Source organism: Actinoplanes ianthinogenes (assembly GCF_018324205.1).
GTDB lineage: Bacteria > Actinomycetota > Actinomycetes > Mycobacteriales > Micromonosporaceae > Actinoplanes > Actinoplanes ianthinogenes.
In genome coordinates, this window is sequence record NZ_AP023356.1 from 1,119,929 (window position 1) to 1,144,849 (window position 24,921).

23 protein-coding genes are annotated in these 24,921 nt (G+C 71.5%); 13 read left to right on the forward strand and 10 right to left on the reverse strand.

Annotated elements, in window-relative coordinates; translation table 11 throughout:
• Positions 1-56 precede the first annotated feature (56 nt).
• From Aiant_RS05170 to Aiant_RS05185, 4 genes are all read left to right on the forward strand, one after another.
• On the forward strand, positions 57-1,106 hold the full coding sequence (locus Aiant_RS05170; protein WP_189331202.1) for a hypothetical protein: 1,050 nt from the start codon (positions 57-59) through the stop codon (positions 1,104-1,106).
• Between the two features lie 85 nt (positions 1,107-1,191).
• The gene (locus Aiant_RS05175; protein WP_189331203.1) at positions 1,192-2,292 is read left to right on the forward strand and encodes a hypothetical protein; all 1,101 of its coding nucleotides are present in this window, start codon (positions 1,192-1,194) and stop codon (positions 2,290-2,292) included.
• A gap of 328 nt (positions 2,293-2,620) precedes the next feature.
• On the forward strand, positions 2,621-2,902 hold the full coding sequence (locus Aiant_RS05180) for a hypothetical protein (RefSeq protein ID WP_189331204.1): 282 nt from the start codon (positions 2,621-2,623) through the stop codon (positions 2,900-2,902).
• A gap of 75 nt (positions 2,903-2,977) precedes the next feature.
• Entirely contained in the window at positions 2,978-3,169 is a 192-nt protein-coding gene (locus tag Aiant_RS05185; RefSeq protein ID WP_183219252.1) for a DUF5703 family protein, read from the forward strand.
• Between the two features lie 44 nt (positions 3,170-3,213).
• Here Aiant_RS05185 and Aiant_RS05190 read toward each other — a convergent pair whose 3' ends face one another.
• Together Aiant_RS05190 and Aiant_RS05195 are read right to left on the reverse strand one after the other, a co-directional pair.
• Positions 3,214-3,879, reverse strand: a complete 666-nt coding sequence (locus Aiant_RS05190) for a hypothetical protein (protein WP_189331205.1) — start codon at positions 3,877-3,879, stop codon at positions 3,214-3,216.
• Positions 3,880-3,902: 23 nt separating this feature from the next.
• Complete coding sequence (locus Aiant_RS05195; RefSeq protein ID WP_189331206.1) at positions 3,903-5,210, reverse strand: M20/M25/M40 family metallo-hydrolase; 1,308 nt, start codon at positions 5,208-5,210, stop codon at positions 3,903-3,905.
• 57 nt (positions 5,211-5,267) lie between these two features.
• On the opposite strand from Aiant_RS05195, the gene Aiant_RS05200 reads away from it, so the two are divergent.
• Positions 5,268-5,822, forward strand: coding sequence for a hemerythrin domain-containing protein (locus tag Aiant_RS05200; RefSeq protein WP_189331207.1), 555 nt, complete (start codon positions 5,268-5,270; stop codon positions 5,820-5,822).
• A gap of 128 nt (positions 5,823-5,950) precedes the next feature.
• On the forward strand, positions 5,951-6,901 hold the full coding sequence (locus Aiant_RS05205) for a LysR family transcriptional regulator (protein WP_189331208.1): 951 nt from the start codon (positions 5,951-5,953) through the stop codon (positions 6,899-6,901).
• Between the two features lie 766 nt (positions 6,902-7,667).
• Here the strand turns inward: Aiant_RS05205 and Aiant_RS05210 are convergent.
• Both Aiant_RS05210 and Aiant_RS05215 read right to left on the reverse strand, forming a co-directional pair.
• Positions 7,668-10,280: an ATP-dependent Clp protease ATP-binding subunit gene (locus Aiant_RS05210; protein ID WP_189331209.1), complete on the reverse strand. Its 2,613-nt coding sequence runs from the start codon at positions 10,278-10,280 to the stop codon at positions 7,668-7,670.
• A 250-nt stretch (positions 10,281-10,530) separates the two neighbouring features.
• Entirely contained in the window at positions 10,531-10,971 is a 441-nt protein-coding gene (locus Aiant_RS05215) for a hypothetical protein (protein ID WP_189331210.1), read from the reverse strand.
• 34 nt (positions 10,972-11,005) lie between these two features.
• Here Aiant_RS05215 and Aiant_RS05220 point away from each other — a divergent pair, with 34 nt between their 5' ends.
• The 5 genes from Aiant_RS05220 to Aiant_RS05240 all read left to right on the forward strand — a co-directional run bounded on the left by Aiant_RS05220 (position 11,006) and on the right by Aiant_RS05240 (position 17,674).
• A complete protein-coding gene (locus Aiant_RS05220) occupies positions 11,006-11,377 on the forward strand; it encodes a hypothetical protein (RefSeq protein ID WP_189331211.1) in 372 nt (123 codons plus the stop codon).
• Between the two features lie 1,692 nt (positions 11,378-13,069).
• Positions 13,070-13,330, forward strand: a complete 261-nt coding sequence (locus Aiant_RS05225) for a hypothetical protein (RefSeq protein WP_189331212.1) — start codon at positions 13,070-13,072, stop codon at positions 13,328-13,330.
• Positions 13,331-13,334: 4 nt separating this feature from the next.
• The gene (locus Aiant_RS05230; protein WP_189331213.1) at positions 13,335-14,228 is read left to right on the forward strand and encodes a hypothetical protein; all 894 of its coding nucleotides are present in this window, start codon (positions 13,335-13,337) and stop codon (positions 14,226-14,228) included.
• Positions 14,229-14,267: 39 nt separating this feature from the next.
• Positions 14,268-16,970 carry an FtsK/SpoIIIE domain-containing protein gene (locus tag Aiant_RS05235; RefSeq protein ID WP_189331214.1) on the forward strand — a complete coding sequence of 901 codons (2,703 nt, stop codon included), beginning with the start codon at positions 14,268-14,270 and terminating at the stop codon, positions 16,968-16,970.
• On the forward strand, positions 16,967-17,674 hold the full coding sequence (locus Aiant_RS05240; protein WP_189331215.1) for a hypothetical protein: 708 nt from the start codon (positions 16,967-16,969) through the stop codon (positions 17,672-17,674). Before Aiant_RS05235 ends, Aiant_RS05240 begins: the two co-directional genes overlap by 4 nt.
• Positions 17,675-17,676: 2 nt before the next feature.
• On the opposite strand, the gene Aiant_RS05245 is transcribed toward Aiant_RS05240, so the two are convergent.
• Positions 17,677-17,853 carry a hypothetical protein gene (locus Aiant_RS05245; RefSeq protein WP_189331216.1) on the reverse strand — a complete coding sequence of 59 codons (177 nt, stop codon included), beginning with the start codon at positions 17,851-17,853 and terminating at the stop codon, positions 17,677-17,679.
• A gap of 59 nt (positions 17,854-17,912) precedes the next feature.
• On the opposite strand from Aiant_RS05245, the gene Aiant_RS05250 reads away from it, so the two are divergent.
• Positions 17,913-18,632, forward strand: a complete 720-nt coding sequence (locus Aiant_RS05250) for a DUF72 domain-containing protein (RefSeq protein WP_189331217.1) — start codon at positions 17,913-17,915, stop codon at positions 18,630-18,632.
• Here the strand turns inward: Aiant_RS05250 and Aiant_RS05255 are convergent.
• The 5 genes from Aiant_RS05255 to secA2 form a co-directional block, all read right to left on the reverse strand.
• The gene (locus tag Aiant_RS05255) at positions 18,607-19,479 is read right to left on the reverse strand and encodes a DUF72 domain-containing protein (protein ID WP_189331218.1); all 873 of its coding nucleotides are present in this window, start codon (positions 19,477-19,479) and stop codon (positions 18,607-18,609) included. The two genes, Aiant_RS05250 and Aiant_RS05255, sit on opposite strands and share 26 nt — an antisense overlap.
• Before the next feature lie 50 nt (positions 19,480-19,529).
• Positions 19,530-19,952: a TraR/DksA family transcriptional regulator gene (locus tag Aiant_RS05260; RefSeq protein WP_185044681.1), complete on the reverse strand. Its 423-nt coding sequence runs from the start codon at positions 19,950-19,952 to the stop codon at positions 19,530-19,532.
• Positions 19,953-20,130: 178 nt separating this feature from the next.
• A complete protein-coding gene (locus Aiant_RS05265) occupies positions 20,131-20,763 on the reverse strand; it encodes a nucleoside/nucleotide kinase family protein (RefSeq protein ID WP_189331219.1) in 633 nt (210 codons plus the stop codon).
• A gap of 3 nt (positions 20,764-20,766) precedes the next feature.
• Positions 20,767-21,321 carry a winged helix-turn-helix domain-containing protein gene (locus Aiant_RS05270; protein WP_425322656.1) on the reverse strand — a complete coding sequence of 185 codons (555 nt, stop codon included), beginning with the start codon at positions 21,319-21,321 and terminating at the stop codon, positions 20,767-20,769.
• Between the two features lie 332 nt (positions 21,322-21,653).
• The gene (gene secA2 / locus Aiant_RS05275; protein ID WP_189331220.1) at positions 21,654-23,945 is read right to left on the reverse strand and encodes an accessory Sec system translocase SecA2; all 2,292 of its coding nucleotides are present in this window, start codon (positions 23,943-23,945) and stop codon (positions 21,654-21,656) included.
• A 143-nt stretch (positions 23,946-24,088) separates the two neighbouring features.
• On the opposite strand from secA2, the gene Aiant_RS05280 reads away from it, so the two are divergent.
• A complete protein-coding gene (locus tag Aiant_RS05280) occupies positions 24,089-24,826 on the forward strand; it encodes an ATP-binding protein (RefSeq protein WP_189331221.1) in 738 nt (245 codons plus the stop codon).
• Positions 24,827-24,921 lie beyond the last annotated feature (95 nt).

Genomic DNA, 24,921 nt, shown 5'->3' on the forward strand with positions numbered 1-24,921 from the left:
TGGCTCCCCTCCGCGCAGGGATCCCGCGGGCGCGCGCACCGGCGAGTGTCAGGGGTATGACGAACACGGCACTGAAGGTGGCGGCCGGCTGGGCCGCCGGATACGGAACACTCGCGCTGGGCTGGGCGGTCACCGGGCACGGCTTCCCGTTCGGGCCGGGCGACGCGCGCAACTCGGCCAGCCCGCTGCGCGCCCTGGACGCGAGCGTCGGCGCGCCGCTGTTCGCCGCGGTGCTGATCACGGCGGCGCTCGCCCTGCTCGCCATGGCCGGGACCGATCGGCCGCACCGGCTCGCCCGGATCGGCCTGGCCGGGTATCTCTGGCTGGTCGTGGCGGCGCTGCTGTTCGTGGTGGTCGATGTGCGGGCGCTGACGTTCGCCGGGTACCTGCCGATGCTGATCGGCGGGTTGCCGTTCGGCTGGCCGCCGATCGACTACAGCCTGATCTTCACGTGGGCGCTGGCCAACGAGGTGATCGCGATCGTGGGCGGGGTGCTGATCGCGCGGGCCGTGGTGCGGTGGCTCAGGCGTACCCGAAACGCTTGTGAATCCTGTGGCCGGACCGCCGTGGGCGGCGGCTGGACCGAACCGGAAGCGGCCCGGCGGTGGGGGAAGGTCGCGGCCTACGTCGCGGCGGCGATCCCGGCCATGTACGCCGCGGTCCGGATCGCCTGGGGTCTCGGCATCCCGCTCGGCATCTCGCCGGAGTTCCTGGCCGACATGCACCGCACCGGCCTGGTCTGGGCGGGCGTCGGACTGGCGTCGTTCGCGCTGGTCGGCTCGTTCCTGACGATCGGCCTGACCCGGCCGTGGGGTGAGCGCCTGTTCGGCCGCCGGGTCCCGATCCGCCTCGCGACGATCCCGGCGAGCCTCGTCGCGATCTTCGTGATGTCGGCGTCGGTCTCGTTGTTCACCGGGGACGGCTCGGAGAAACTGTTCACCGGCGAGGAGCGGGCGGCGGTGCTGCCGATGCTGCTCTGGCCGCTGTGGTCGGTCGCTCTCGGGCTCGCCGCCTACGGCTACCACCTGCGCCGGCGCCCGGCCTGCAAGGTTTGTGACCAGGGAGTCGATTCCCCCGCGGGGCTGGTGCCCGGCCCGACGCGTTGAACCGGATCCGTCGGCTGCCTGTACGTCCTGGTGCACCCGGGTCTCCCCGGGTGCTCACTGGCCGGCAGTCTGAGGACCGGGAACGATGGCTACTGACGAGCTGTTCGTCGATCTCGCGGGGCTGGATCGGCTCTACAACCAGCTCGTGCGGGCCTCTGAGGACGGCACGGAGGCCCTGGCCTACGTGGCGAAGAACTGCAAACTGAATTGGCCGGAGCAAGGCCTGCTGTTCGTGGCGCTCCAAACACAATCAACGATGTACCAGCAGGTGGACACTTCGTTCGGCCAGGTCCGAGACCTGTGCTCCCAAGCCGGCACCGAAGTCAACAGGTCTCAGGTCATATACAAGAACACAGATCATGACTCGGCGGCTCAACTCGATAAGGTCTGCACCGGAATCGCGGACCTGGACGGCTTACGGCAGGCACTGAGTCACACGCGAGCAGATCTCGACAGCCATCGGGAGGCGTTCGCCGACGTCACCGAGCCGAGCCGGTCGCTCACCAGCCCCGAGTATGCCGTTGCGGTCGAGATGTGGACGATCAACCCGCTCGCTGATCTGTTGAGCCCGTCGGCTTGGATTCGGCAGGCGTGCGTCACGCTGCTCGGCGTCGATCCCTTCGAGGAGTGGTCGAAGAACCTCTCCGGAAACTGGCAGGCCTACGTTTACGCGGGAAACGCCATGCTGCACGCGGGAGCCGCGGCGCGGGCGATAGCACTGAACCTGACCACGGGTGCCAAGGACGTCGGTTACGCCTGGCGCGGCAATGCCGCCGAGGTCTTTCAGGAGTTCGAGCTCAACCTCGGCATACACGTCAGCGACCTCCAGGAGATCTGCCGCCTCTACTACAAGATTCACATGGACACGGCAGAGGTGGTGAAGAAGCTGACCGATGTCCTCGCGGGCCACGTGGCCGATTTCTACGACGTGCTGCTGATGGCCAGCGGCTGCCTCGCCGCCGGTACCGCGATGATCGAAACGGTCTTCGGCGCCGTCGCGGGATACGCCGCGGCCAGCTATTACAGCTGGATGGCCTGGGACATCTACCAGATCATCTCGGATCTCTTCGGGAACGCCGAGGACGCCATCAAATTGATCAGCAGCGCCGTGCAGACGGCGGACGTGTTCCGATCGGTGAAAACGCTCGGCGACGTCAAGCCGTTTCACAATCCGGCGTTGCGCTGACCCCCGGTCCGGTTGGAGGGAATCTTGTGAGTCGTCGTATAGGGGAGCAGCCGCTGGCGCAAGCAGTCCTCGAGCACCTCGCGGAGAAGCGACCCGGAACGCAGGATCCGGTCGGCTCGTTCGCCCGTACGGTGCTGAACGGCGAAGCGACATTGAGCGAGGCAGCAGCGTTCTCCTGGCATGCCGGCGGTCTGGAAGACGCATTTCGCCAGGCCGAGGAAGACCGAAAAGCCCTACCCGCGGAGGAACGGGCTGAGTTCGACCAGCAAGCCAGCCGTCTCCGTGAGCAGCAATCGTCCGGCCAGTTCGACGGAAGAGGGCATCACCGATGAGCACCTTGCTACGGTTTCGCCTCGCCGTACCCTTCGTCGTCCTTTCGCTGCTCTTCCTCCTCTTCACCGCGCTCGGCATCTGGCTCAACTGGCACCTGGTGAGCGCGGCGAATCACACGCTTTCGCTCTTCATGTGCCTCATGTTCGCGATCGCCGTGGGTATCAGCGTGTCGATCGGCTTCGACCGCAGCGGACGCGTCCCTTGGTGGCGCATGGGCGCCGTGGTGCTTTTCATCGCTCTGGGCATGGGCGTGGCGTGGGTACGCGGCATGGTCTAGGGCCCGCTCGATGACGCACCGTAACCGCTGGTCAGAGCTTGTCGATGCTCCCGCCGGAGGAGCATCCTATTCGGCATGGACTACGAATACGCGCCGCTGCGGTTACCCTCGAATGTCGATCGGCTGACCGCGGCGGCGCAGCTCGCCATACAGGCCGAATTCTCCGGCTGGGAGCTGGCCAGGGTCCAGCTCTTCGCGGACGGCACCCGCAAGGTGATGCTCCGCCGCCGGCTTCAGCCCACCCCCCAGCCCGGCCTGAGTTACTGAGAGAGCCCGTTCGCAACGAACGGGCTCTCTCAGCGTGCCAAGACTCAGTGGTTGTGCCCGGCGTGGTCTTCCTCGTCGTCGGGGAGGAACGGGTGTTCATCCAGCCTGCCCACCAGCTGGTCGGTCTCGACCGGGGCGAACGGGCCGGACCCGTCCGCGTCGTCGAACGCCTCCAGGTCCAGCGGCTCCTCGACCTCGGTGACCGTGAGCAGGCCGTCGAGCGGCTCCAGCTCGGGCACGTCCAGCGACGCCAGTGAGCCGTCGCCGGCCTGGAGCAGCTCCAGCACCGCCTCGCCGACCGACTCGACCGGGCCGACCTCCTCGTCGTCGGGCACCGAGCTGCGGCGCGCGGTCTCGGCGACCCGCAGCAGGGCGGAGACGCTCGGCACCCGGTAATCGCGGCGCTGCCGGACCGAGATCACCTGCGGGTACGCGTCAACCGCCCCCGCACTGTCCGCCTCCCCGGCGAGGAAGCGCTGGTCCGCCTCGTCCGGGTCGATCGACTCGACGTCCCACGGGGTGACCTCACCGTACGCGTCGAGCAGCTTCTCGTCGTAGGCGAACGACGCGTTGTTCAGGTCGACGTAGGCCTGCCAGACGTCGTCGTCGTCGATGCGGCCGGCCGCCGCCTTGACGGCCGCGAGGTGGGCACGAGCCGCCTCCACCACCCGCTCGAGGGCGGCATCGAGCTCCGCGTTCTGGTCGCTCATGTTGTTTGGGGGTCCTTCCGGATCTAGCTGTGTCGGAGCAGTCGGTCGAGCACACGCACGCCGAACTTTAGCCCTTCCACCGGCACTCGCTCGTCGATGCCGTGGAACAGGGCCGCGAAGTTCAGGTCGGGCGGAAGTTGCAACGGGGCGAACCCGAAGCATCGGATGCCCAGAGTGCTGAACGCCTTGGCGTCCGTTCCCCCGGACATCAGGTACGGCACGGTACGCGCACCCGGATCCTCGGCACGCAGCGCCGCCGCCATCGCCTCCACCAGCGGCCCGCCGAATTCGGTCTCCACGGCCGGCTGCCGGTGCACGTGCTCGATCTCCACGTCCGGCCCGATAATCTCACGCAACTCGGCCAGGAAGGATTCCGCCTGGCCGGGCAGGGTGCGGCAGTCGACGGTGGCGGACGCCCGCCCCGGGATCACATTGTCCTTGTACCCGGCCTCCAACCGGGTCGGGTTGGCGGTGTTGCGGATGGTCGCGCCGATCAAGTTGGCGATCGGGCCGAGCTTGGCGATGGCCAGTTCCGGGTCGTCCGGGTTCAGGTCGATGCCCAGCGCGTCGCTGATCTGCTCCAGGAACGCCCGCACGGTCGGCGTGACGACCACCGGGAAGCGGTGCCGGCCGACCGCGGCGACCGCCTCGGCCAGCGCCGTGACCGCGTTGTCGTCGTGGATGAACGAGCCGTGCCCGGGGCGTCCGTGCGCGTGCAGCCGCAGCCAGTCCAGCCCCTTCTCGGCGGTCTGCACCAGGTAGAGCCGCAGGTCGTCGTTGACCGTGTACGAGTACCCGCCGACCTCACCGATCGCCTCGGTGCAGCCCTCGAACTCCGCGGCGTGGTTCTGCACCAGCCACTGCGAGCCGTACTCCATCCCGGCTTCCTCGTCGGCGGTGTACGCCAGCACGATGTCCCGGGGCGGCGTGTACCCGATCCGCTGCCACTCCCGCACCACGGCCAGGACCATGGCGTCGAAGTCCTTCATGTCGACCGCGCCCCGGCCCCACAGGTAGCCGTCCTTCACCTCCCCGGAGAACGGGTCGACCGACCACTCCCGCGGGTCGGCCGGGACCACGTCGAGGTGGCCGTGCACCAGCAGGGCGCCGCGGGACCGGTCGGCGCCGGGGATCCGGGCGACCAGGTTGGCGCGCTTCGGGGCCGACTCCAGGAGGCGGGACTCGATGCCGGCGTCGGCGAGTTTCTCCGCGACGTACTCGGCGGCGACCCGTTCACCCACGGTGGTCCGCGGGTCCCCGGTGTTGGTGGTGTCGATGCGCAACAGGTCCTGGCAGAGGCCGGTGACCTCGTCCACGGCGGAGGTGTTCATCCGCCTTTCTTACCAGCTAGGTTTGTCGGGCGGGGCGCGGCGGGTACCGGCGGGCCCATGGCTGACGTGAATCTCCCCCCGCTGCCGCCGGTGGCCGGCTCGATCTCCGGGCGCAGCGTCGTCGACGTCCTCACCGAGCAGCACCGGGCGATCCTCGACCTCACGGTGAACGATACGACGGATAAATCGCACTCCGTCCTGATCGCCATGCTCTCCCGGCACCTCTCCGCCGAGGAGCAGTACCTTTACCCCGCGATCCGCGAGGCGGTCCCGGACGGCGACCGGATCGCCGACCGGGAGCTGGCCGAGGACCACGCGCTGCTGCTGCTCATGAAGGAGGACCGCCGGGACGAGCTGGCGGCGGCGATCCACCGGCACGTCGAGGCCGACACCACGGAACTCCTCCCGCTGCTGGAGCAGATGGTCCCGGCCGACGACATGATCCGTCTCGGCAACCGGGTGGAGACCGCCGAGGAGGCCGCCCCCACGCGCCCGCACCCCGGCACCCCCGCCACCCCGCCGTGGAACAAGGTTGTCGACCCGCTGATCGGCGCGATCGACAAGCTCCGCGACGTCGCGACCGGCCGGACCACGTATCCGCGCGATCTGTAAACCTACGTTTACTTAGTTACCGTTTGGTAGGATGTGTCCCGCTACTTAACTTCTTTGTCACAAACTGACGATCTTTCCACGGCTCACAGGGCTAGCCTTCGATCCCGTTCTAGTCCTAACGTCACGCTATGAACCTGGAGCTGCGGCATCTGAAGGTGGTCTGCGCCATCGCGGAGACCGGCAGCGTCACCAAGGCCGCGTCACAACTCGGCCTGGCCCAGCCCGCGCTCACCGCCCAACTACAGCGGATCGAGCGCACCCTGGGCGGTCCCCTCTTCGACCGGGACCGGCGCGGCGCCCGTCCCACCGCGCTCGGTGAGCTGGTGCTGTCCCGGGCCCGGGTGCTGCTGCCGGCCATGAAAGGCCTCCAGGACGAGGCCGCCCGCCTGGCCGCGGGCGGCAGCCAGCAGCTCAGCCGTTACCGGATGGGCGCGATCGGCGGCCCGGTCTTCGCCCACCTGCTGCACCGGCTCTCCGCCGACCAGCCGGAGGCGCAGATCTCCACCTACGCGTCGTACTACGTCGACGAGCTGGCCACCATGGTGCTCAACGGCAAGCTGGACTTCGCCCAGGTCGGCGTCTGCGGCGACGCGCTCCCGTCGGCCGACTACGGCCTGGTCTGGGACACCATCGCGGTCGACGCGGTGTGCGTGCTGATGCGCGAGGACCACCCGCAGGCCAAGGGCACCGAGGTCGACCTGGCCGAGATGGCCAGCGAGCAGTGGTCCGCGGCGGCCGGCGACGGCTGCTTCGAGACCTGCTTCGCGGCGGCCTGCGCCCGCGCCGGGTTCGCGCCCCGACGGGTCCTTGAGACCGACGTGCGCGCCTGCATCGACATGGTCGAGCTGGGCGTCGCGATCGGGCTGTGCCAGCCGACCTTCCGCCCCCCGGCCGGGCTGACCACGCGGCCGCTCAAGGGGGCGCCGCTGCGGTGGCGGCTGCTGCTCGGCTGGCACCCGGAGTCGCCCGCCGCCCGCTTCGCCCCGAAAGTCCTGGAGCTGGCCCGCGAGGCGTACCAGGATGTCATCGCCCGCAACGAGGGCTACGTCGAATGGATGCGCGAACAGGCCGCGGCGTAGTTCCGCAGATCAAGATCAAATTCTTCCTTTACGCAGGCCCAGCGGGGTGCAGATCGCATGCTCCCGCGCGGGCCGGAGGCAGCGATCTGGCCGCTGGCGCGTCCAAACCAATCGCCACCTCCTTCACTGTCCGCGGCCGGTCCCGGAGATCAACCCCCAGCTGGCCCCCACCGCCCTATCCCACCCCCAAATAGGGCCACCAGCACCAGCCCGACACCCCCCGGCTGGCCCCCAGCGCCCTACCCCACCCCCGAATAGGGCCACCAGCACCAGCCCGACACCCCCCGGCTGGCCCCCACCGCCCTAACCCGTTCCCGAAAAGGGCCACCAGCACCAGCCCGACACCCCCCGGCTGGCCCCCACCGCCCTAACCCGTTCCCGAAAAGGGCCACCAGAACCAGCCCGACACACCCCGGCTGGCCCCCACCGCCCTAACCCGTTCCCGAATAGGGCCACCAGCACCAGCCCGACACACCCCGGCTGGCCCCCACCGCCCTAACCCGTTCCCGAATAGGGCCACCAGCACCAGCCCGACACACCCCGGCTGGCCCCCACCGCCCTATCCCGCGCCCGGATAGGGCCACCAGCACCAGCCCGACACACCCCGGCTGGCCCTCAGCGCGCTTGGCAGACGCGGGATCGGGCCAAGCCGTTTGACACCCATGGCACCTGGGATGTCTTGGCTGTCCGCGGGTGGTCACCGAAAACCGAGAGGGCGCCGGCTCGCGGCCGGCGCCCTCTCGTCATCTGTCAGCGACTGCTCGGGTCAGCGCTTGCTCAGGGTCGGTGACTCCACGTCGAAGGTCAGAGCACCGTCGCGGGCATCGACCCGGACCGTCTGGCCCGGCGCCAGGTCCGCCGCGAGCAGCATCTTCGACAGGCGGTTGTCCAGCTCGCGCTGGATGGTCCGGCGCAGCGGCCGGGCACCGAACTCGGGCTGGTACCCCTTGTCCGCCAGCCAGTCCACCGCCGCCGTGGTGATCTCCATCTGCACGTCCTGGGCGTGCAGCCGGCGCCGGGTCGACTCCAGCAGCATCCCGGTGATCTTCCGAAGCTGATCGGTCTCCAGCTGCCGGAAGATGATGATCTCGTCGATCCGGTTGATGAACTCCGGCCGCAGCTGCTCCTTGAGCCGCCGGTCCAGCCGGTCCCGCAGCTCGTCGTCGGGCGACCGGCCGTTCTCCGCCCCGCCGAACCCGACGCTGCGGGTGGTCCCGCTGATCAGGTCCGACCCCAGGTTGCTCGTCATGATCAGCACCACGTTCTTGAAGCTGACCGTGCGGCCCTGGCTGTCGGTGAGCCGCCCGTCGTCGAGCACCTGGAGCAGCATGTTGAACACGTCCGGGTGCGCCTTCTCGATCTCGTCGAGCAGCACCACGCTGTACGGCCGGCGCCGTACCGCCTCGGTCAGCTGCCCGGCCTCGTCGTACCCGACGTATCCGGGCGGCGCGCCGACCAGCCGCGACACCGTGTGCCGCTCCTGGAACTCGCTCATGTCCAGCCGGATCATCCGGTCCGAGTCGCCGAACAGCGCCTCGGCCAGCGACCGCGCCAGCTCGGTCTTGCCGACGCCGGTCGGTCCGAGGAACAGGAAGCTGCCCACCGGCCGGTCCGGGTCACCCAGCCCGGCGCGGGAGCGGCGTACCGCCTCGGCGACCGCCTCGACCGCGTCCTCCTGCCCGATCACGTGCTCGTGCAGGTGCTGCTCGAGGCGGAGCAGGCGGTCCCGCTCGGCCTCGGTGAGCTGCGCGACCGGAATACCGGTGGCCCGGGAGACCACCTCGGCGATGTCCGCGTCGGTCACCCGCGGCACCCCGTCGGCGCCCGCGCCGGCCCCGGCGATCTGCGCCTTCAGCTCGTTGATCTGGTCCCGCAGCTGCGACGCCACCTCGTAGTTCTCCGCGTGCACCGCCTGGTCCCGGTCCCGGGTCAGCTGCTCCAGCCGCCGCTCCCGCTCGCGCAGGTCGGCGTCCGGCATCTTGGTGCGCAGCCGCACCCGGGCGCCGGCCTGGTCGATCAGGTCGATCGCCTTGTCCGGCAGGAACCGGTCGGTGATGTACCGGTCGGACAGCAGCGCCGCGGCGTCCAGCGCCTCGTCGGTGATCCGCACCTGGTGGTGCGCCTCGTAGTTGTCCCGCAGCCCGCGCAGGATCGCCACCGCGTCCTCCACCGACGGCTCGCCGACCAGCACCGGCTGGAAGCGCCGGGCCAGCGCCGCGTCCTTCTCGATGTGCTTGCGGTACTCGTCCAGCGTGGTCGCGCCGATCACCCGGAGCTGGCCGCGGGCCAGGGCCGGCTTCAGCATGTTGCCGGCGTCCATGCCGCCGCCCTCGCCACCGCCGCCACCGGCGCCGACCAGGGTGTGGATCTCGTCCAGGAAGACGATCAGCCCGTCCCCGGACGCCTGGATCTCGTCGATCACCTTCCGCAGGCGCTCCTCGAAGTCGCCGCGGTAACGCGTGCCGGCCACCAGTCCGGCCAGATCCAGCTGGATCACCCGCTTGTCCTGAAGGGGGAGCGGCACCTCGCCGTCCACGATCCGCTGGGCCAGGCCCTCGACGATCGCGGTCTTGCCGACGCCGGCCTCACCGATCAGCACCGGGTTGTTCTTGGTCCGCCGGGAGAGGATCTCCACGGCCTGCTCGATCTCCTCGGCCCGGCCGATCACCGGGTCGATCTCGCCGCGCCGGGCCACCTCGGTCAGGTCCACGCCGAACTGCTCCAGCGTCGGCGTGTGCCCGCCACCACCGCGGGATCCGCCGCGGGATCCGCCCTGACCGGAGCCGACCGGCCCGACCGGGGCCTCCGGGCTCGGCATGGCGCGCGGGTCGAGGCGGCCGGCCAGCAGCCGCCCGGCGGCCGAGTCGCTGTTCAGCCCGAGCGCCATCAGGATGTGCTCCGGCCCGATGTAGGAGGCGCCGACGGCGCGGGAGATCTGGAGGCTGTCCAGCAGCGCCCGCTTGGCCGCGGGGGTCAGCGCGACCTGCTCCGGCCCGTTGTCCCGGCCGGCCACGTTCATGTCGGCCCGCCGGTTCGCCGCGGCGGTGCGGCTGTCGTCGTCGCCGAGCCGGGCGTCCAGCTCGCTGAGCAGCGCCTGCGGGTCGGCGCCGGCCCGGCGCACGGTCTGCTTCATCGGCTCCTGCTGAAGGACGGCCCAGAGCAGGTGATCGGTGTCCAGGTCGGCCATGCCACCGTCGTCCGCGCCGAGATCGGCGGCCCGGCGGGCGGCGTCGGCCAGCACCTGACGGGCGTCGTTGCTCATGTAGCGCGCGATGTCGATCCGCTGCGCCGCCCGGCGCGGCTCCGCCGCACCGAAGAAGCGCGCGAACAGGTCGTCCCACTGACCGGGTCCACCCGGCCCCAACGGTCCGATGCTCATCAGTCTCTCTTCTCCTGGTACTCCACCGGCGGCGACATCCGGCCTACCCGGGGTCGGGAGCCGCAAACGCCCGCCGCCAGTTGTTAGAAGCGCGTGAGGCCGGGCGGCGATTCCCGAATCCCGCGAAAAGTTGACAGGGGTAGGCTCAACTTATGTCCGAACCCCAGGAACCCGCCTCCGGCTCCCTGGCGCCGGTCTTCCGGGAACCCGCTTTCCCCGAACCGGCGCCCGCGTCCCCGGAGTCCCCGTTTCAGGGAGCCACATCACACCCACCCGTGTCCGGCGAACCGGAGTCTCCCCCGACATCTCCGCCCCCGGCGCAGCAGACATCCGCCCCTCGTGCCCCGGCCGCCTCGCCCGCGCCCGCCGACTCGCCGCTACCCGCCGGACCACCCGCGCCCTCCCGCTCCCCCGCGCCCGCCAGGTCATCCGCACGCGCCAGCTCCTTCGCACGCGCCGACTCCTCTGCACGCGCCAGTTCCTCCGCACGCACCGGCGCCTCCACGGGCACCGACTCCTCCAGGGGCACGAGTTCCTCCGTGCACACCAGCTCCTCGACACGCGCCGGCTCCTCCACGCGCGCCAACTCCTCCGCGCCCGCCAGTTCCTCCGCGCGCGCCGGCGCCTCCACGGGCACCGACTCCTCCAGGGACACCAGCTCCTCCACGGGGACTAGTTCCTCCGCGCGCACCAGCTCCTCCGCTTCCGCGGGCGTCGGCTCGCAAGTGCCACTGGTGATCGTCGACGGCGCGAACGTGGTCGGTTCAGTGCCGGACGGCTGGTGGCGCGACCGCGCCGGCGCCGCGATCCGGCTCCGCGACAGCCTGGCTCCGCTGCCGAGCACCGGGCTGCCGGGCCTCCCCGCCCCGATCGAGGTCGTCCTGGTCGTCGAGGGCAAAGCCCGGGACATCCCCGAGGACCCCTCCGGCATCCGCATCGAACGAGCCCCCGCCTCCGGCGACGACACCATCATCGACCTGGTCCGTCACCACCAGGGAACCCGCCCCATCACCGTGGTGACCGCCGACCGCGGCCTCCGCGCCCGAGCCACCGCCCTCGGCGCCGAGATCCGCGGCCCGTCCGCGGTCCCCCGCTGATCGGCCACCGCCCGTCACCGGGTCAAGCAGCCAGCCGCAGCCCATCACCAGCCCAGGCCACCAGCCACCGCCATTGACAGGCTCAGGCCACCAGCCACGGCCCGCCCCCACCCGTCAGCCAGCCACGGCCCTCTGATCCTCCGCGGCGAAAACCGCGCGGCAGGTCACCAGCCACGCCCCGGCACAGCCCCAGGGCCCCAACAACAGTCAATCCGCACCGGCCAACCGACCGGCCCCGCCACAGCCGCCTGACCCGCCGTGACAACCGCACTCGACAAGCCGCCAACCACGACCCGGCACAGCCCCGGCCCCCAACAGCCCCCTGACCCACCGCAACAACTGCACTCGACAGGCCGCCAACCACGACCCGGCACAGCCCAAGCCGCCAGCAGCCTCCTGACCCTCCGCGACAAAGCAGGCGGCAGGTCGCCAGCAACGGGACACCGGTCGCCCAGCCGCGGCGGTCACAGTCCCAGGGGCCGTCAACAGCCATCCCACCGGTCGGCCTGCCACGGCCCACCCGCAGCCCACCGTTTCTGACCGTGGCACAGCTTTCCGCAACGCCGCGCGGCACCGACCCGGTCGCCGTCTGCCCCGCCTGGCGCGTTCGGCGGCTGGTCCTGGTGGCCCTATCCGGAACCGGGTTAGGGCCATGGGCGCCAGCTCGATGGTCCCGGCTGGTCCCCATGGCCCTAACCGGGCACGGGATAGGGCCATAGGCGCCAGCTCGACGGTTCCGGCTGGTCCCCATGGCCCTAACCGGGCACGGGATAGGGCCATAGGCGCCAGCTCGACGGTCCCGGCTGGTCCCCATGGCCCTAACCGAGCACGGGACAGGGCCATAGACGCCAGCTCGACGGTCCCGGCTGGTCCCCATGGCCCTAACCGAGCACGGGACAGGGCCATGGGGGCCAGCCGGGGAACTTGGGCTGTACGCCGGGCGCGCGCTGGCTCGCTCCAGCCGATATGCACGCTGGAGCGCTGTCCACAGGGTGACGAACCAAGATCGCGGAATCGGCTCGTGCAGGTCAGCACATCCACCCGGCGGCCACACCGGAGGCGCACCGTGCCCGGCGGCGAATGCCGCAAGAAGGACGGCCCAGGGCCAGCGCGCGGGAACCGCCCGCTCGACCGGACCGCCGCCGGCGGGGGTGCGGCGCGCCGCAACGGCGCGGGCTCGGTGAGGGCGCATGGGGTGGGGTTGACCGGAAGTGGCCACGGGCAATGAAGGGTGCGGCGATCGCTCTGGACGCGCCAGCGGCCAGATCGGCGTGCCCGGCCCGCGCGGGAGCGTGCGATCCGTACCCCAGCGGACGCGCGTCAAGGAGGATCTTGATCTTGAGATTTGCCGGAAGGCACGGGACGGCGGCGGTCGTCGAGTCGGCGGCGGGCGGTATGGTGCGCCGTCGCCAACGTGGCGCCAGGGCGCGCGGCGGACCGGCCGGTCGCGGACGCTTTCCCGGCGGCGCGACGGGTACGGGTGGGGGTGGCGGCATGGCGCGGAGTGGCATGATCCACAATGGACGTTCTGGGAAAGCGCGCACCACCAGGGCGATCATTGGTGTCGATCGTCGGACTCGTGGTGCGTCTTTTGTGTCAGTGGCGAGGAAAAGCGCGCGGCCCGGCAGGGCGGTTCCGGGGCTGGGCGTTAGGCTGTGTCGCAAGTGGGTTGAGTTACGGGAGGCCGAACGGGTGGCCAGTGTCGCCGAGGTCAGAGCGGCTGTGGACGCCGCGCTCCAGCAGGTGAACGAGGGGCAGGCGGCGATACAGGCGGCTCGGGAGAAGCTTGGTGAGGCGCAGCAGAGCCTGGCCGCCGCGCTCGACGGGAGTGGGCACGACGCGGTCGACACGGCCAAGGCGTCGCTGTCGCAGGCCGATCAGCAGCTCGAGGAATGCCTGACCGCCACGCTGGTCGCGGTCGAGGCCGCCCAGACCTACACGGCGACGCTCTGACGCGATGTCGCTGTTGCAGGAACTCGGCGCCCGGCTCCGGGCCGCCTCCGACGAGCTACCCGACGGCCTGGTCATCGCCGCGTTGGAGAAACTGCGCAGCGCCACCGAGATCTTGAACTGGGTGCGCGAGGCGTCGGAGCACAAGATGGGCGTGCCCGAGCTCGGTAACGCCACCGAGCACGCGGAGCGCGCCGCCGCCGCGCTGCGCCTGGCCGAGGACGCGATCGAGAGTTATCTCGTCGCTCTCGGCCTGGGCGCCGACCCCGGTCGTGCGCAGGGCCAGGAGTGGCGGGCCGCGCTGCGCCCGGAGCCGGAGAGGCAGCGTCCCGACGAGTCCGGCGCCGAGCCGCCCGCGGAGCGGCTCGGGCCGTGGTGGCAGGAGCGGGTCGCCCAGCTGACCGGGGAGCCGCCACCCAAGGAGCAGCAGACCGACAAGGCGGACACCGCCGAGTTGCTCCGCCGGGTCGCCGCCGGGGTGCGTGCCGGTGACCGCGCCCGGCTGGGGCGGGAGCTGCACGCGGTGACCGCGTCGACCGGGCTGGGCCTGGCCGCGGTCACCCCGCCGGTGCTGCACCGGCTCGCCGGCGACCTGCTCGGGCACGAGCCGCGGCCGGAGGACGTGCCCCGGCTGCGCACCGCCGCGGAGAGCCGGGTCCGAGCGCTGCTGCCGGGCACCTCGCCGGCCGTGCTGGAGACGCTGATCGACCGGATCTGCCGGGTCCCGGCGCCGCAGCAGGGTCATCGTCCGGCCGGGCATCCGGCGGACAACGCGGTGACCGCGAGCGTGCTGACCGGGGTGCTGCTGGCCCGGCTTGGCCGGGACGCCGAGGCGCTCGACCCGGACGCGCCGGAGCCGGTCCACCCGCCCCGCGCCGAGGCCGGTGAGCAGCGCCGATGATGTCACGGGGTTGGACAACTGCGACGATGCCGGCGGGTCATGGCTGATTCCACCAAACAGCAGGTCATGGAGATCCGGGCCGGGCTGTCACACGCGCTGGGCGCCGCCGAGACCGCTCTCCGGCGTGCCCAGCACGAGGCGGCCGCCGCGGCCGGGCACCTCGAGCGGGTCAGCGCGGCGGCCGGCATCCGGCGGCGCAAGCTGGCCGACACCCGGGACAAGCGGCTCCGGTCGATCACCGAGTGGCACGACACCGAGCTGAGCGCGCTGTCCGGGGCGGCGGCCGGGGCCGCTGACCGGGCGGCGCCGGGCGCCGCCGGGGAGTTGTGGCACTCGTTCGAGGCGACGCCGCTGCCGCGGGCCGCCGAGCTGCGGGTCGGGCGGTTGCTGCTGCCCACCGCCCCCGGCCCGGCCGATCCGGAGGATCCGGGACGGCCCTGGCAGTGGGATGCCGCGGCCGCGCCCGAGGCGCCGGAGGTGCCGGCCCTGGTGGAGCTGCTCGACCACGGGCACGTGGTGGTGCGGGGCGACCGGAAGATCGGCGACGAGGTGGTGGCCGGCTTGCTGCTGCGCGCGCTGGGCACCACCACGCCCGGCACCGTGCAGGTGATCGGCTACGACCCGGAGCACCTGGGCGGCGGGCTGGCCGGGTTCGCCGCGCTCGCCGCCGTGCGGGTGCTCACCTTCGTCGCCCCGAGCGGGCTCGGCGCCCTCCTCGACGAGCTGGTCGAGCACGTCCGGCGGATCAACGAGACGGTGCTGGCCGGGGAGTACTCGTCGCTGCGGGAGCTGCACGCGGCGACCAAGCGGCGGCCGGAGCCGTGGCGGGTGGCGGTGCTGCTCGGCGCCGGTGAGCTGAACCGGCACGAGCGGACGCAGCTGGACCGGTTGCTGCGCACCGGCGCGGCCTGCGGGGTGCACCTGATCGTGCACGGCATCGACGTGGAGCCGGGTCCGGGCATCGAGGTCGTCACGGCGGCGCCCGGCGAGGCGGCGCGGATCGGCAGTGCGGGAGATCTTCCGGTCCGCCTGGATCCCGGCCCGCCGTCCCCGATCCTGACCGCCACCTGCCGGCAGATCGCCGAGGCGGTCGCCGCCGGCCCCGCCCCGGTGGCGCTGGACAGCCTGCTGCCGGAGCCGGGCGAGGAGTGGCGGGAGAGCTCGGCGACCGGGCTGACCGCGCCGCTCGGCGACAGCCCGCAGGGCACCCGGGTGCTGGTCACGCTCAGCGACTACCCGCCGCACGCGCTGATCGCCGGGCCGTCCGGGACCGGCAAGACCAACCTGATCTACGCCTGGATGGGCGCCCTCGCGGCCCGCTACTCCCCCGCCGAGCTGGCGTTCTACCTGCTCGACTTCAAGGAGGGCGTGTCCTTCGCCCGATTCGCCCCGGGCCGCCGTGACCAGAGCTGGCTGCCGCACGTCCGGCTGGTCGGGGTGAACGTGAACACCGACCGGGAGTTCGGCCTGGCCCTGCTCCGGTTCCTCGGCGCCGAGCTGCGCCGCCGGGCGGACGCGGCGAAACAGCACGAGGTGACCAACCTGGCCGAGCTGCGCGCCGAGGACCCGACCGGGGTGTGGCCGCGGATCGTCGCGGTGGTCGACGAGTTCCAGGTGCTGCTGGCCGGCCGGGACGCGGTCACCACCGAGGCCGTCGACCTGCTGGAGGACCTGGCCCGCCGGGGCCGGTCGCAGGGCATCCACCTGATCCTGGCCAGCCAGGACATCTCCGGCATCGAGGCGCTGTGGGGCCGGCCGGCGCTGGTCGCCCAGTTCACGCTGCGGATCGCGCTGCCCCGGGCCCGCCGGGTGCTGGCCGAGCAGAACTCCGCCGCCGACTCGCTCCAGCGCTACCACGCGGTGGTCAACTCCGACTCCGGCGCGACCGAGGCCAACCAGATCGTCCGGGTGCCGGCCGCCGGCGACCGGGAGCAGTGGGGCGCGTTGCAGCACCGGCTGTGGCGCCGGCTGCCGCCCGGCGAGCTGCCGCCCCGGCTCTTCGACGGTGACGTGCAGCCGCGGCTCGCCGACAGCCCGGACTTCCGGGCGCTGACGCCGGAGGACTCGCCGGCCCCGGTGGCGCTGCTCGGCGAGACCATCGACGTGATGTCCCGGTCGGCGCGGACCGTGCTGCGCCGCGCGCCCGGGCGCAACCTGGCGGTGCTCGGCACCCGGGTCGAGGAGGCCTGCGCGGTGCTGGCCACCGCCGGGCGCTCGCTCGCCGCGCAGTACTCGCGGGACGGGGCGCGGTTCTCGATCGCCTGCTTCGACCAGGACGCTCAGGCGTACGCGGAGGCCCTGCACGCCCGGATCCCGGACTGCGGCTGGTACGACGCGTCGAACGTCGACTGGCTCCTGGAGGACGCCGCCGCCGAGTCGACCGCGGCGTGGCCCGCCGACCGCCCGCACTTCATCCTGCTCTACGCCGCGGACGCGCTCCCCGGCGGCAAGGCGGCGCTCGACCAGCTGCGGACCGTGCTGCGCCAGGGCCCGGAACGCCGGCTGCACGTGCTGGGCTGGTGGCGTGGCGCCGGGCTGCTCCGGGACACTCTCGGCGGGCAGGGTTCGCGGACCGACCCGATCGGCGCCTGGGTGGCCCTCGACGTGCACGGCAGCGAGCTCGCGCCGTACTACCCGGGTGCCGGCGCGCCGAACTGGTATCCGCGGCCCTGGCGGGCGCTGCACTTCGACCGCTCGGTGCATCGTGGCGCCGAGGTGATGATCCCCTACGGTGCCTCATGAGCGAACTGGAACCGGCCGACTTCGAGCGCGCCGACTACCGAACCGTCCTGCGCCGGCTGACCACGCTCGACCAGCGGGCCGCCGACCTGCGGGCCGAGGCGATCGCCTGGCACGCCGAGCAGCGCGCCGCGGCCGACGAGGCGGTGCAGGCCGCGGAGGAGCAGGTGCGGGCCGCCCGGCGCGCGGTCCGGGAGGCGCAGCGCGACCTGGAGGAGGTCGACGCCCAGGCGGCCGGGTTGTGGGCGGAGTACGTGCACCGCGTCGGCCCGGTGGCGGAGCGTTTCGGCAAGCTGCCCCCGGCCAGCATCCCCCGGCAGCGGTCCGACCTGGAGGCCCGGGACTACCTCGCCGAGGTGGAGAAACGGGTGAAGTGGACGCCGCCGGCCCGGCCCATCACCTTCGGCGTCAAGCTGCTGTTCGGCGTGTTCGGGCTGGCCGGCGGGATCGTCGGAGCGCTGCTGAACCAGGTGCTGCGGGACACCGGCGCGGCGTCGACCGGCGACTGGCACCAGGCGGCCCCCGTGGTGGCCCTGCTGGTGCTGCTGGCCTGCCCGGTGCTCGCGGTGGTCGGGGCGAAACTGGTCGCGGACCGGCGCAAGGTCGGCCTGGACACCTCGACCGTGGTCACCATCCTGGGCACCGGGCTGGTCACGGCGATGCTGCTGTTCACCGCGATGCAGTACGCGGCGGGCGGCAGCGCCTGAAATCAGTGCGGCGCGGCCAGGGAGCGGCGCCGCTCGGCCTCCTCGACCAGCGCGGCGGGCACGTCGACGTGGTCGCCGGCGCCGTGGGCCTCGTCATATTCGAAATCGCCGCCGGGGTCGTACTCCGGGCCGCCCGGCTGCGGAAGGCGGGCTTCCTGCTCGTCGTTCGCATCGGTCATGCCTTCGGTTCTACCCCGCCCCGGAGTACGAAACCAGCGTTCCGGGGTATCCCGGCAGAGTGTTGTGGATCGGGACATCCGGGTGGCAGTACCGGGACTGGCGCGGCGGCCTCTATCCGGAGAAGCTGCCGCAGCGGCTCTGGCTGGAGCACTACGCCGAGCGGTTCCCCACCGTCGAGGTGAACAACGCGTTCTACCGGCTGCCGGAGCGCAGGACCTTCGAGCAGTGGCGGGAGCGGACGCCGGACGGGTTCGTCGTCGCGGTCAAGATGAGCCGGTACCTGACGCACGTGAAGCGGCTGCGGGAGCCGGCCGAGCCGGTGGCGCGGTTCCTGGACCGGGCCGCGGGGCTCGGCGACAAGCTCGGGCCGGTGCTGCTGCAACTGCCGCCCACCCTGCGGGCGGATCTCGGCGCGCTGGACGAGACGCTGAGCCTGTTCCCCGGCGAGGTCAGGGTGGCGGTCGAGCCCCGGCACGCCAGCTGGTTCACCCCGGACTGCGAGAAGCTGCTGCGTGCCCATGGTGCCGCGCTGTGCTGGGCCGACCGGCGGGGGCGGCCGGTCACGCCGCTGTGGCGTACCGCGGACTTCTGCTACCTGCGGTTCCACGAGGGCGCCGCCCGGCCGTGGCCGCGTTACGGGAGGTCAGCGCTGCGGTCGTGGCGCAACCGGCTGGGCCCGGACGGTTTCGTGTACTTCAACAACGACCCGGGCGGCGCCGCGGTGATCGACGCGAACGCGTTCCGCCGGATCGTCAGTCATCACCCAGTAGATCGATGAAGGTTGAAGCATTTCGCTGCGCATAATCGGAGTAGCAATTGTTCATCAACACATGCGTGGTCGTGGCCTCATCGGCGAGCCCGCGCAGTTTCGGCACCCACTCTGCAAGTTCTTCCGCGGAATAGCGATAGCCGAACTTCTCGTGGATGTCCTTACTCGTCCACTTGTCGCTATGCCCGTGGAAACGCACCACCGCCAGATCCGCGGTCGCCGTCACCACCGGCGGCACCGACGACTTGTGCCCCTGCGGCATGTCCACCGCCACGAACGGCAGCCGATGGTTGCGCAGGAAGTCGAGGGTCTCGTCGCGGTTGCCGCCGTCGAACCAGGAGGCGTTGCGGAACTCGAAGACCGGCCGCATCGGCTTGCACCGGGCCGCGACCTCCAGCAGGTACTCCTTGTTGGACTTGCGGATGCCGAACCAGGGCGGGAACTGGAAGAGCAGCGCCCCGAGCTTGCCCGCCTCGGCGAGCGGCTCCAGCGCGCTCAGGAACCGGCTCCAGACCTCCTCGTACGCCTGCGGCGGCAGATCCTCGGGGTAGACGTTCTTCTTCGGCGTCTCCGGCCGCAGGTCCTTGTAGAGCGCGGCCACCCTGGTCGGATGCCCGGTCAGCAGGCTGAACGCTTTGATGTTGAAGGTGAAGCCGGCCGGCGTCCGCTGCGCCCACAGCGCCGCGGTCTGCTCGCTCGGCGGGTGGTAGTAGGTGGCGTCGACCTCGACGATCGGGAACTGGCGCGCGTAGAACGCCAGCCGTTTCTCCGGGGTGTCGGCGGTCGACGGGTACCACCCCGACTCGATCAGCGTCTTGTCGGTCCACCCGCAGGTACCGACCCGGATCCGTGCCATGCCTGATCGGTGCCCGCTCCCGCCCGCACGGAAACGGGCACCGCCTCGGCTCAGCTCGCCCGGCGCTCCCGGACCTGCTTGCAGTTGACGCACGTGGTGGCCGAGGGGAACACCTCTAGCCGCTCCACCGGGATCGGGTTGGAGCAACCCTCACAGTTGCCGTACGTCCCGTCCTCGAGCCGCTGCATCGCGTACTCCGCCTGGGTGCGGCGGTCGAGAAGGGTGCGCAGCAGCGACCCGGCGGCATCCCGCTCCGCCGTCTTGGACCCGCTGTCGGCCTGGTCGTCACCGGCCGAGTCGCCGATCTCGACCAGCCGCAGCCGGTGGCTCTGGGCGACCGCCTCTTCGTACTCCGCGTCGAGCTCCTCGAACCTGGTCCGCAGGAGCACCCGGATCTGCTCGAGCTCCTCCGTCGAGCGCCCCTTGGCCGCGCTGGCGCCCTTACCGGCTACAACAGCACCGTTGACGAGCATCTAGTCCCCCTGCCCTTCCCTAAGCCCCAGCCGGTGGGCCTCGGGCTCGATGTGTGGAGCCGCCCTGATACCCACCGCCGGAGGCCCCAAACCGGGACCCCCGCGAAAAAGTAACCGGAGCATAACTGTCAGTGGTCGGTTGCGCCACGGACTCAGCGAGCGGGTCTTGTGCCGACGATCACCCCGGCGCCACGACCAGGGCCGGATGCCGCGGATCGTCGACCCGGACGACCACATCCGCGAAAGTCTGGGGGGCCACCTCTCCCACATATCGGGCAAAGGCGGGCAGCGTCCAGCGGTCCTCCGGTGCGGTACGCCGAGCCAGCGCGGCGGCCGAGAGCTCAAGGTGGACGGTGACGTCGAAGGGCAGCCCGGCGCCGAGCAGCAACGGGCCGCTGACCAGCACGATCGCATTCGCCGGCAGGGAACGGTAGGGCTCCCGGGCGGCGCGGTCGGTCACCGGGTTCCACAGACGGGTGACGATCCGCCCGGAGCCGTCCGGCGCGGCCGGGTCGAGCACCTCGCGGATCAGTCCGGCCTCGTCGAACCAGCCGGCGTAGAACGAGTCCGGATTGGTGCGGCCGAACTCCAGCCGCACCGAGGCCGGGCGCAGGAAATCCCTGGTGTCGATGCGGACGGCCGGGCGGCCACGCACGCGCAGCGGGTCGATCAGGGCGTCGGCGAGCCGGTCCGGGGCGGCCGCGTCCGCGCCGTCCACGGCCACCCGGACCCTAGTGTCGGATTCCCGACTGGCCAGCCGATCGGCAAGGTCCTCGACGAGCACGGCGAACGAGACGGGAACAACGCGCATCGGTCAATCGTGCGGCATGATCGTGATCCGGGCCTCGTCGGCCAGCCGGTAGCCCACACCGTAGACGGTGGTGACCGCGGGCACGCTGGCGCCCAGCTTGAGCCGCAGGCGGCGGACGTGCACGTCGACCGTGCGCTCCCCGGCCCGCTCGTAACCCCACACCCCGGCGAGCAGCTGGGCGCGGCTGAACACCCGGCGCGGCCGCTCCGCGAGGTAGAGCAGCAGGTCGAACTCGAGCCGGGTGAGCGGCACCGGCTCACCGTCCAGCAGCACCTGCCGGGAGCCGGTGAGCAGCCGCACCTCCGGACCGGTGGGAACGGGCTCGGGCTCCGGCTCGACCGGGACCGTGGCCGACTCGACGGTCACCGTGCCGCGGCTGAGCTCGACCAGCTCACGGACCGCGGCCAGCAACCGATGCGCCTGTGGGGACACGGCGTCCCCGGTGAGCGGGATCGCGAGCGTCACGGTCAGCGCCGGTTCGGCACGCCGGCTGCCCGGACCACGGCCCGGGCCGGCAGAACGACGATCGGCACGCGGCGACAATGCGCTGACCGGCATTGATTGATCCCCCAAGAATTTGCAGCGGCAAGCGAATATGCTCGATCGCTGAGGAACTTCACGACCCCCCATGATCCCCATCGCCGTGAATACCTCACCGTAGGCAAAGCGGGCCTGATATTTCCGGGCGTCCGCTTTGCCGGTCAAGCCGCGATCCACAGTGTGAGAAAGATGTTCCATATTGTTCCCGGTAACACGAATGCATTCCGGTAACGCTTTCTGTCAGCCGCATTAAGCATTGCCGAACGCTGTGCGGCTGACCTGCGACGGAACACGACGAAGGGGCGCCGCGGAATCCGCGGCGCCCCTTCGTTCCAGAAACCTAAGTGAAATCAGCCACCGGAGGTCAGGCGACGGCCGACGGCGGCGATCAACCGGTCCAGCTCGGAGCCGAACGGGTTGTCGTGCACCAGGTAGGTCCAGGTCGCGCTCGGCCGGACGATCTCGGCCCGCTCCGGCTCCCAGCCGTCGCTGAGGTCGACCTCCTCGAACGTCTCGATGGTCCGCTCCTCGACCTTGGTCAGCAGATCCTGGAACGCCGGGACGGCGGACCGGTGGAACTCGTCCAGCGGGTCCAGCTTGCCCAGCGCCCGCAGGTGCACGCCCTCGCGGACCTCGGACAGGTACGCCAGGTGATCGGCCCAGAGCCGGTCCAGGTGGAACAGGGCGATCGCCCGGGCCGAGTCGGACAGCACGTCCTCGTCGGTCTCCTTCGCCTTCTCCGGCGACTTCTCCAGCAGCATGATCGCGGCCACCTCGGAGGTGAGCAGCCGCTCCCGCCGCTCAGCCAGCAGCAGCCGCTGCTGCTCGATCACCACGCTGTACCGCCAGGTGTTGCGGTGGATCTCGTGGTTCACACCCTCGGCGACCCGCTGGGCGTGCTCGACCGCGTAGTCCACCTGCGGGTCGTGCACCACGCCGTCCATGTCCATCCGCGGCGAGGCCGGCAGGATGTCGCCGGCGTGCCGGGTGACCAGCTCGTCCTCCAGGCTGACGAAGAACACCGAGGCGCCCGGGTCACCCTGCCGGCCGGCGCGGCCACGCAGCTGGTCGTCGACCCGGCGGCTGTCGTGCCGGCCGGCGCCGATCACGTAGAGCCCGCCGAGCTCGACCACCTTGTCCCGGTCGGCCTCATCGCTGCCGCCGAGGCGGATGTCGACACCACGGCCGGCCATCTGGGTGGAGACGGTGACCGCGCCGACCGCGCCGGCCTCGGCGATGATCGCCGCCTCCTCGGCGTCGTTCTTCGCGTTCAGCACGTTGCACGGGACGCCGGCCTTGGCCAGCTGCGCGGCGAGCGTCTCGGACGCCTGCACGTCCAGGGTGCCGATGAGCACCGGGCGGCCCTTGTCGTGCGCGATCTTGATCTCCTCGACCAGCGCCTCGTCACGGGTGTCGTGCGCCGAGTAGATCCGGTCCGGGTCGTCCTCGCGGATGTTCGGCGTGTTCGGCGGCACCACGGCCACCTCGAGCTTGAAGTACTCCCGGAGCTGCTCGCCGACGTGCACCGCGGTCGCGGTCATCCCGCACACGGTCGCGTAGAGCGCGATGTACGCCTGCACCGTGATGGTGTCCAGCACCTCGCCCTCGGCGGTCGCGGACAGCCCCTCCTTGGCCTCCACGGCCGCCTGCAGGCCGTCCGGCCAGCGGCGGCGCTGGGCGACCCGGCCGCGCATCTCGTCGATCAGCTCGACCCCGCCGTTGCGGACGATGTAGTCCACGTCGCGGCGCAGCAGGGCGTGGGCGTGCAGCGCCACGTTCACCGCGGACAGGTGCTCGACCTGGTCGTCGGCGTACAGGTCGACGCCGCCGAGCTGCTCCTCGACGTTCTTCAGGCCGGCCTCGGTGAAGGCCACGCTGCGGCCGTCCTCGGCCACCTCGTAGTCCTTGCCCTTGCGCAGCGTCTTGACCAGCGCGGCGGCCTCGTGCACCGGGTCGCTCTCGGTCGAGGTCGAACCGGCCAGCACCATCGGCACCCGGGCCTCGTCGATCAGGATCGAGTCGGCCTCGTCGACGATCGCGGTGGCCAGCTCGCGCTGCACCCGGTCGGCCACGTCGGTGACCAGCTGGTCGCGCAGGTAGTCGAAGCCCGCCTCGGAGACCGACACGTAGGTGACGTCGGCGGCGTACGCCTCACGCCGCTCCTCCGGGGTCATCGACTCGGTCACCGAGCCGACGGTGAGGCCGAGCAGCGTGTAGATCGGCTCCATCCACTCGGCGTCGCGCTTGGCCAGGTAGTCGTTGACGGTCAACACGTGCACCGGCCCGTTGCCCAGGCGGGTGTGGCCGTAGGCAGCGATCGTGGCGGTGAGCGTCTTGCCCTCACCGGTGGCCATCTCGGCGACCCGGCCGTCGAGCAGCGCCATGGCGCCGAGCAACTGGACGTCGTAAGGCCGCTGGCCGATCGCGCGGAACGCCGCCTCGCGGCCGATCGCGCAGATCTCGGTGTAGTCGGACGCCTCCCGCGCGGCATCGGTCAGCGCGGCGTCGTCCAGCTCCTTGAGCGCTTCCTCACGAGCCTCGATCGGCTCCAGGCGCTTCGACAGCGGGCCGAGGTCCACAGTCGTGCCCGGACGCTGCAAAAACTTGCGGAATCGGTTCTTGAACCGCTGCGAAACACCCATGGCGCGCAACGGTACTTTATTTCGCTGGGAGCCATCGTCCGGACTCCCACGTGCCGCCCCCGAGATTCGCCCCGGACGGTGGTTTGCCCTCCCCGGACGCCGGGCACCTGCCATGACGAGCGCAGTCACGGGAGGGGGAGCCGATGCCCAGCCAGCTGGTCTGCCGGCCGGAACAGGACCTCCCGATCGCGGTGCTCACCGTCAGCGGCACGCTGGACCGGCTCACCGGCGACGCGCTCGGCGTCGCGGTCCGCCGCAGCCTCGCCGACCAGCCGGTGAAACTCCTGCTCGACGTGACCCGGCTGACGGTGGCCGACCCGATCGCCCTGAGCACGTTCGGCTCGGTCGTCTGCCAGACCGCGGAGTTCCCCAACGTGCCGATAGTCGTCTGCGGCGCCGACCCGGGCACGTCGGCCGCGCTCGCCACCATCCCGGACTGCGCCCGCGTGGAACTGGCCACCGACCGCGCCGCCGCCCTGGCCGACGCGCGCACCGACCCACCCCCGGACCGCCTGCGGGTCCGCCTGCGCCCGGTCCCGGAAGCCTGCCGCCAGGTCCGCAACCTGGTCGACCAGGCCTGCGCCCGCTGGCACCGCACCGAGTTCGCCGCGACCGCCACCCTGATCGCCACCGAACTGGTCGCCAACGTGGTCCGCCACGCCCACACCACCATGGAGTTCACCCTGGCCGTCCGCGACAACCGCCTCACCCTGGCGGTCCGCGACGGCAGCCGCACCATGCCCCGCCAACTGGACCCGGGCCTCACCGACGCCGGCGGCCGCGGCCTGCGGCTGATCCGCGAGCTGTCGGCCGCCTGGGGCGTCCTGCCCACCACCGACGGCAAGATCGTCTGGACCCACCTGTTCCCCACCCTGACCTGACACCCGCTGCCGCAACGCAGGCGGCCCTCTGTCGCCGCCATGCGGGCGGGCTCACGGCTTCCACGCTGCCGCGACACAGGCGGGCAGCTCACGGC

What these genes read in the sequence shown, in the direction of transcription:
- Aiant_RS05185 (WP_183219252.1), top strand. Translation starts at nt 2,978, where the DNA reads ATGGACTACGAATACGCGCCGCTGCGGTTACCCTCGAATGTCGATCGG.
- Aiant_RS05170 (WP_189331202.1), top strand. Translation starts at nt 57, where the DNA reads ATGACGAACACGGCACTGAAGGTGGCGGCCGGCTGGGCCGCCGGATAC.
- Aiant_RS05235 (WP_189331214.1), top strand. Translation starts at nt 14,268, where the DNA reads ATGGCTGATTCCACCAAACAGCAGGTCATGGAGATCCGGGCCGGGCTG.
- Aiant_RS05280 (WP_189331221.1), top strand. Translation starts at nt 24,089, where the DNA reads ATGCCCAGCCAGCTGGTCTGCCGGCCGGAACAGGACCTCCCGATCGCG.
- Aiant_RS05190 (WP_189331205.1), bottom strand. Translation starts at nt 3,879, where the DNA reads ATGAGCGACCAGAACGCGGAGCTCGATGCCGCCCTCGAGCGGGTGGTG.
- Aiant_RS05240 (WP_189331215.1), top strand. Translation starts at nt 16,967, where the DNA reads ATGAGCGAACTGGAACCGGCCGACTTCGAGCGCGCCGACTACCGAACC.
- Aiant_RS05270 (WP_425322656.1), bottom strand. Translation starts at nt 21,321, where the DNA reads ATGCCGGTCAGCGCATTGTCGCCGCGTGCCGATCGTCGTTCTGCCGGC.
- Aiant_RS05260 (WP_185044681.1), bottom strand. Translation starts at nt 19,952, where the DNA reads ATGCTCGTCAACGGTGCTGTTGTAGCCGGTAAGGGCGCCAGCGCGGCC.
- Aiant_RS05230 (WP_189331213.1), top strand. Translation starts at nt 13,335, where the DNA reads ATGTCGCTGTTGCAGGAACTCGGCGCCCGGCTCCGGGCCGCCTCCGAC.
- Aiant_RS05180 (WP_189331204.1), top strand. Translation starts at nt 2,621, where the DNA reads ATGAGCACCTTGCTACGGTTTCGCCTCGCCGTACCCTTCGTCGTCCTT.
- Aiant_RS05210 (WP_189331209.1), bottom strand. Translation starts at nt 10,280, where the DNA reads ATGAGCATCGGACCGTTGGGGCCGGGTGGACCCGGTCAGTGGGACGAC.
- Aiant_RS05175 (WP_189331203.1), top strand. Translation starts at nt 1,192, where the DNA reads ATGGCTACTGACGAGCTGTTCGTCGATCTCGCGGGGCTGGATCGGCTC.
- Aiant_RS05195 (WP_189331206.1), bottom strand. Translation starts at nt 5,210, where the DNA reads ATGAACACCTCCGCCGTGGACGAGGTCACCGGCCTCTGCCAGGACCTG.
- Aiant_RS05265 (WP_189331219.1), bottom strand. Translation starts at nt 20,763, where the DNA reads ATGCGCGTTGTTCCCGTCTCGTTCGCCGTGCTCGTCGAGGACCTTGCC.
- secA2 (WP_189331220.1), bottom strand. Translation starts at nt 23,945, where the DNA reads ATGGGTGTTTCGCAGCGGTTCAAGAACCGATTCCGCAAGTTTTTGCAG.
- Aiant_RS05245 (WP_189331216.1), bottom strand. Translation starts at nt 17,853, where the DNA reads ATGACCGATGCGAACGACGAGCAGGAAGCCCGCCTTCCGCAGCCGGGC.
- Aiant_RS05205 (WP_189331208.1), top strand. Translation starts at nt 5,951, where the DNA reads ATGAACCTGGAGCTGCGGCATCTGAAGGTGGTCTGCGCCATCGCGGAG.
- Aiant_RS05255 (WP_189331218.1), bottom strand. Translation starts at nt 19,479, where the DNA reads ATGGCACGGATCCGGGTCGGTACCTGCGGGTGGACCGACAAGACGCTG.
- Aiant_RS05200 (WP_189331207.1), top strand. Translation starts at nt 5,268, where the DNA reads ATGGCTGACGTGAATCTCCCCCCGCTGCCGCCGGTGGCCGGCTCGATC.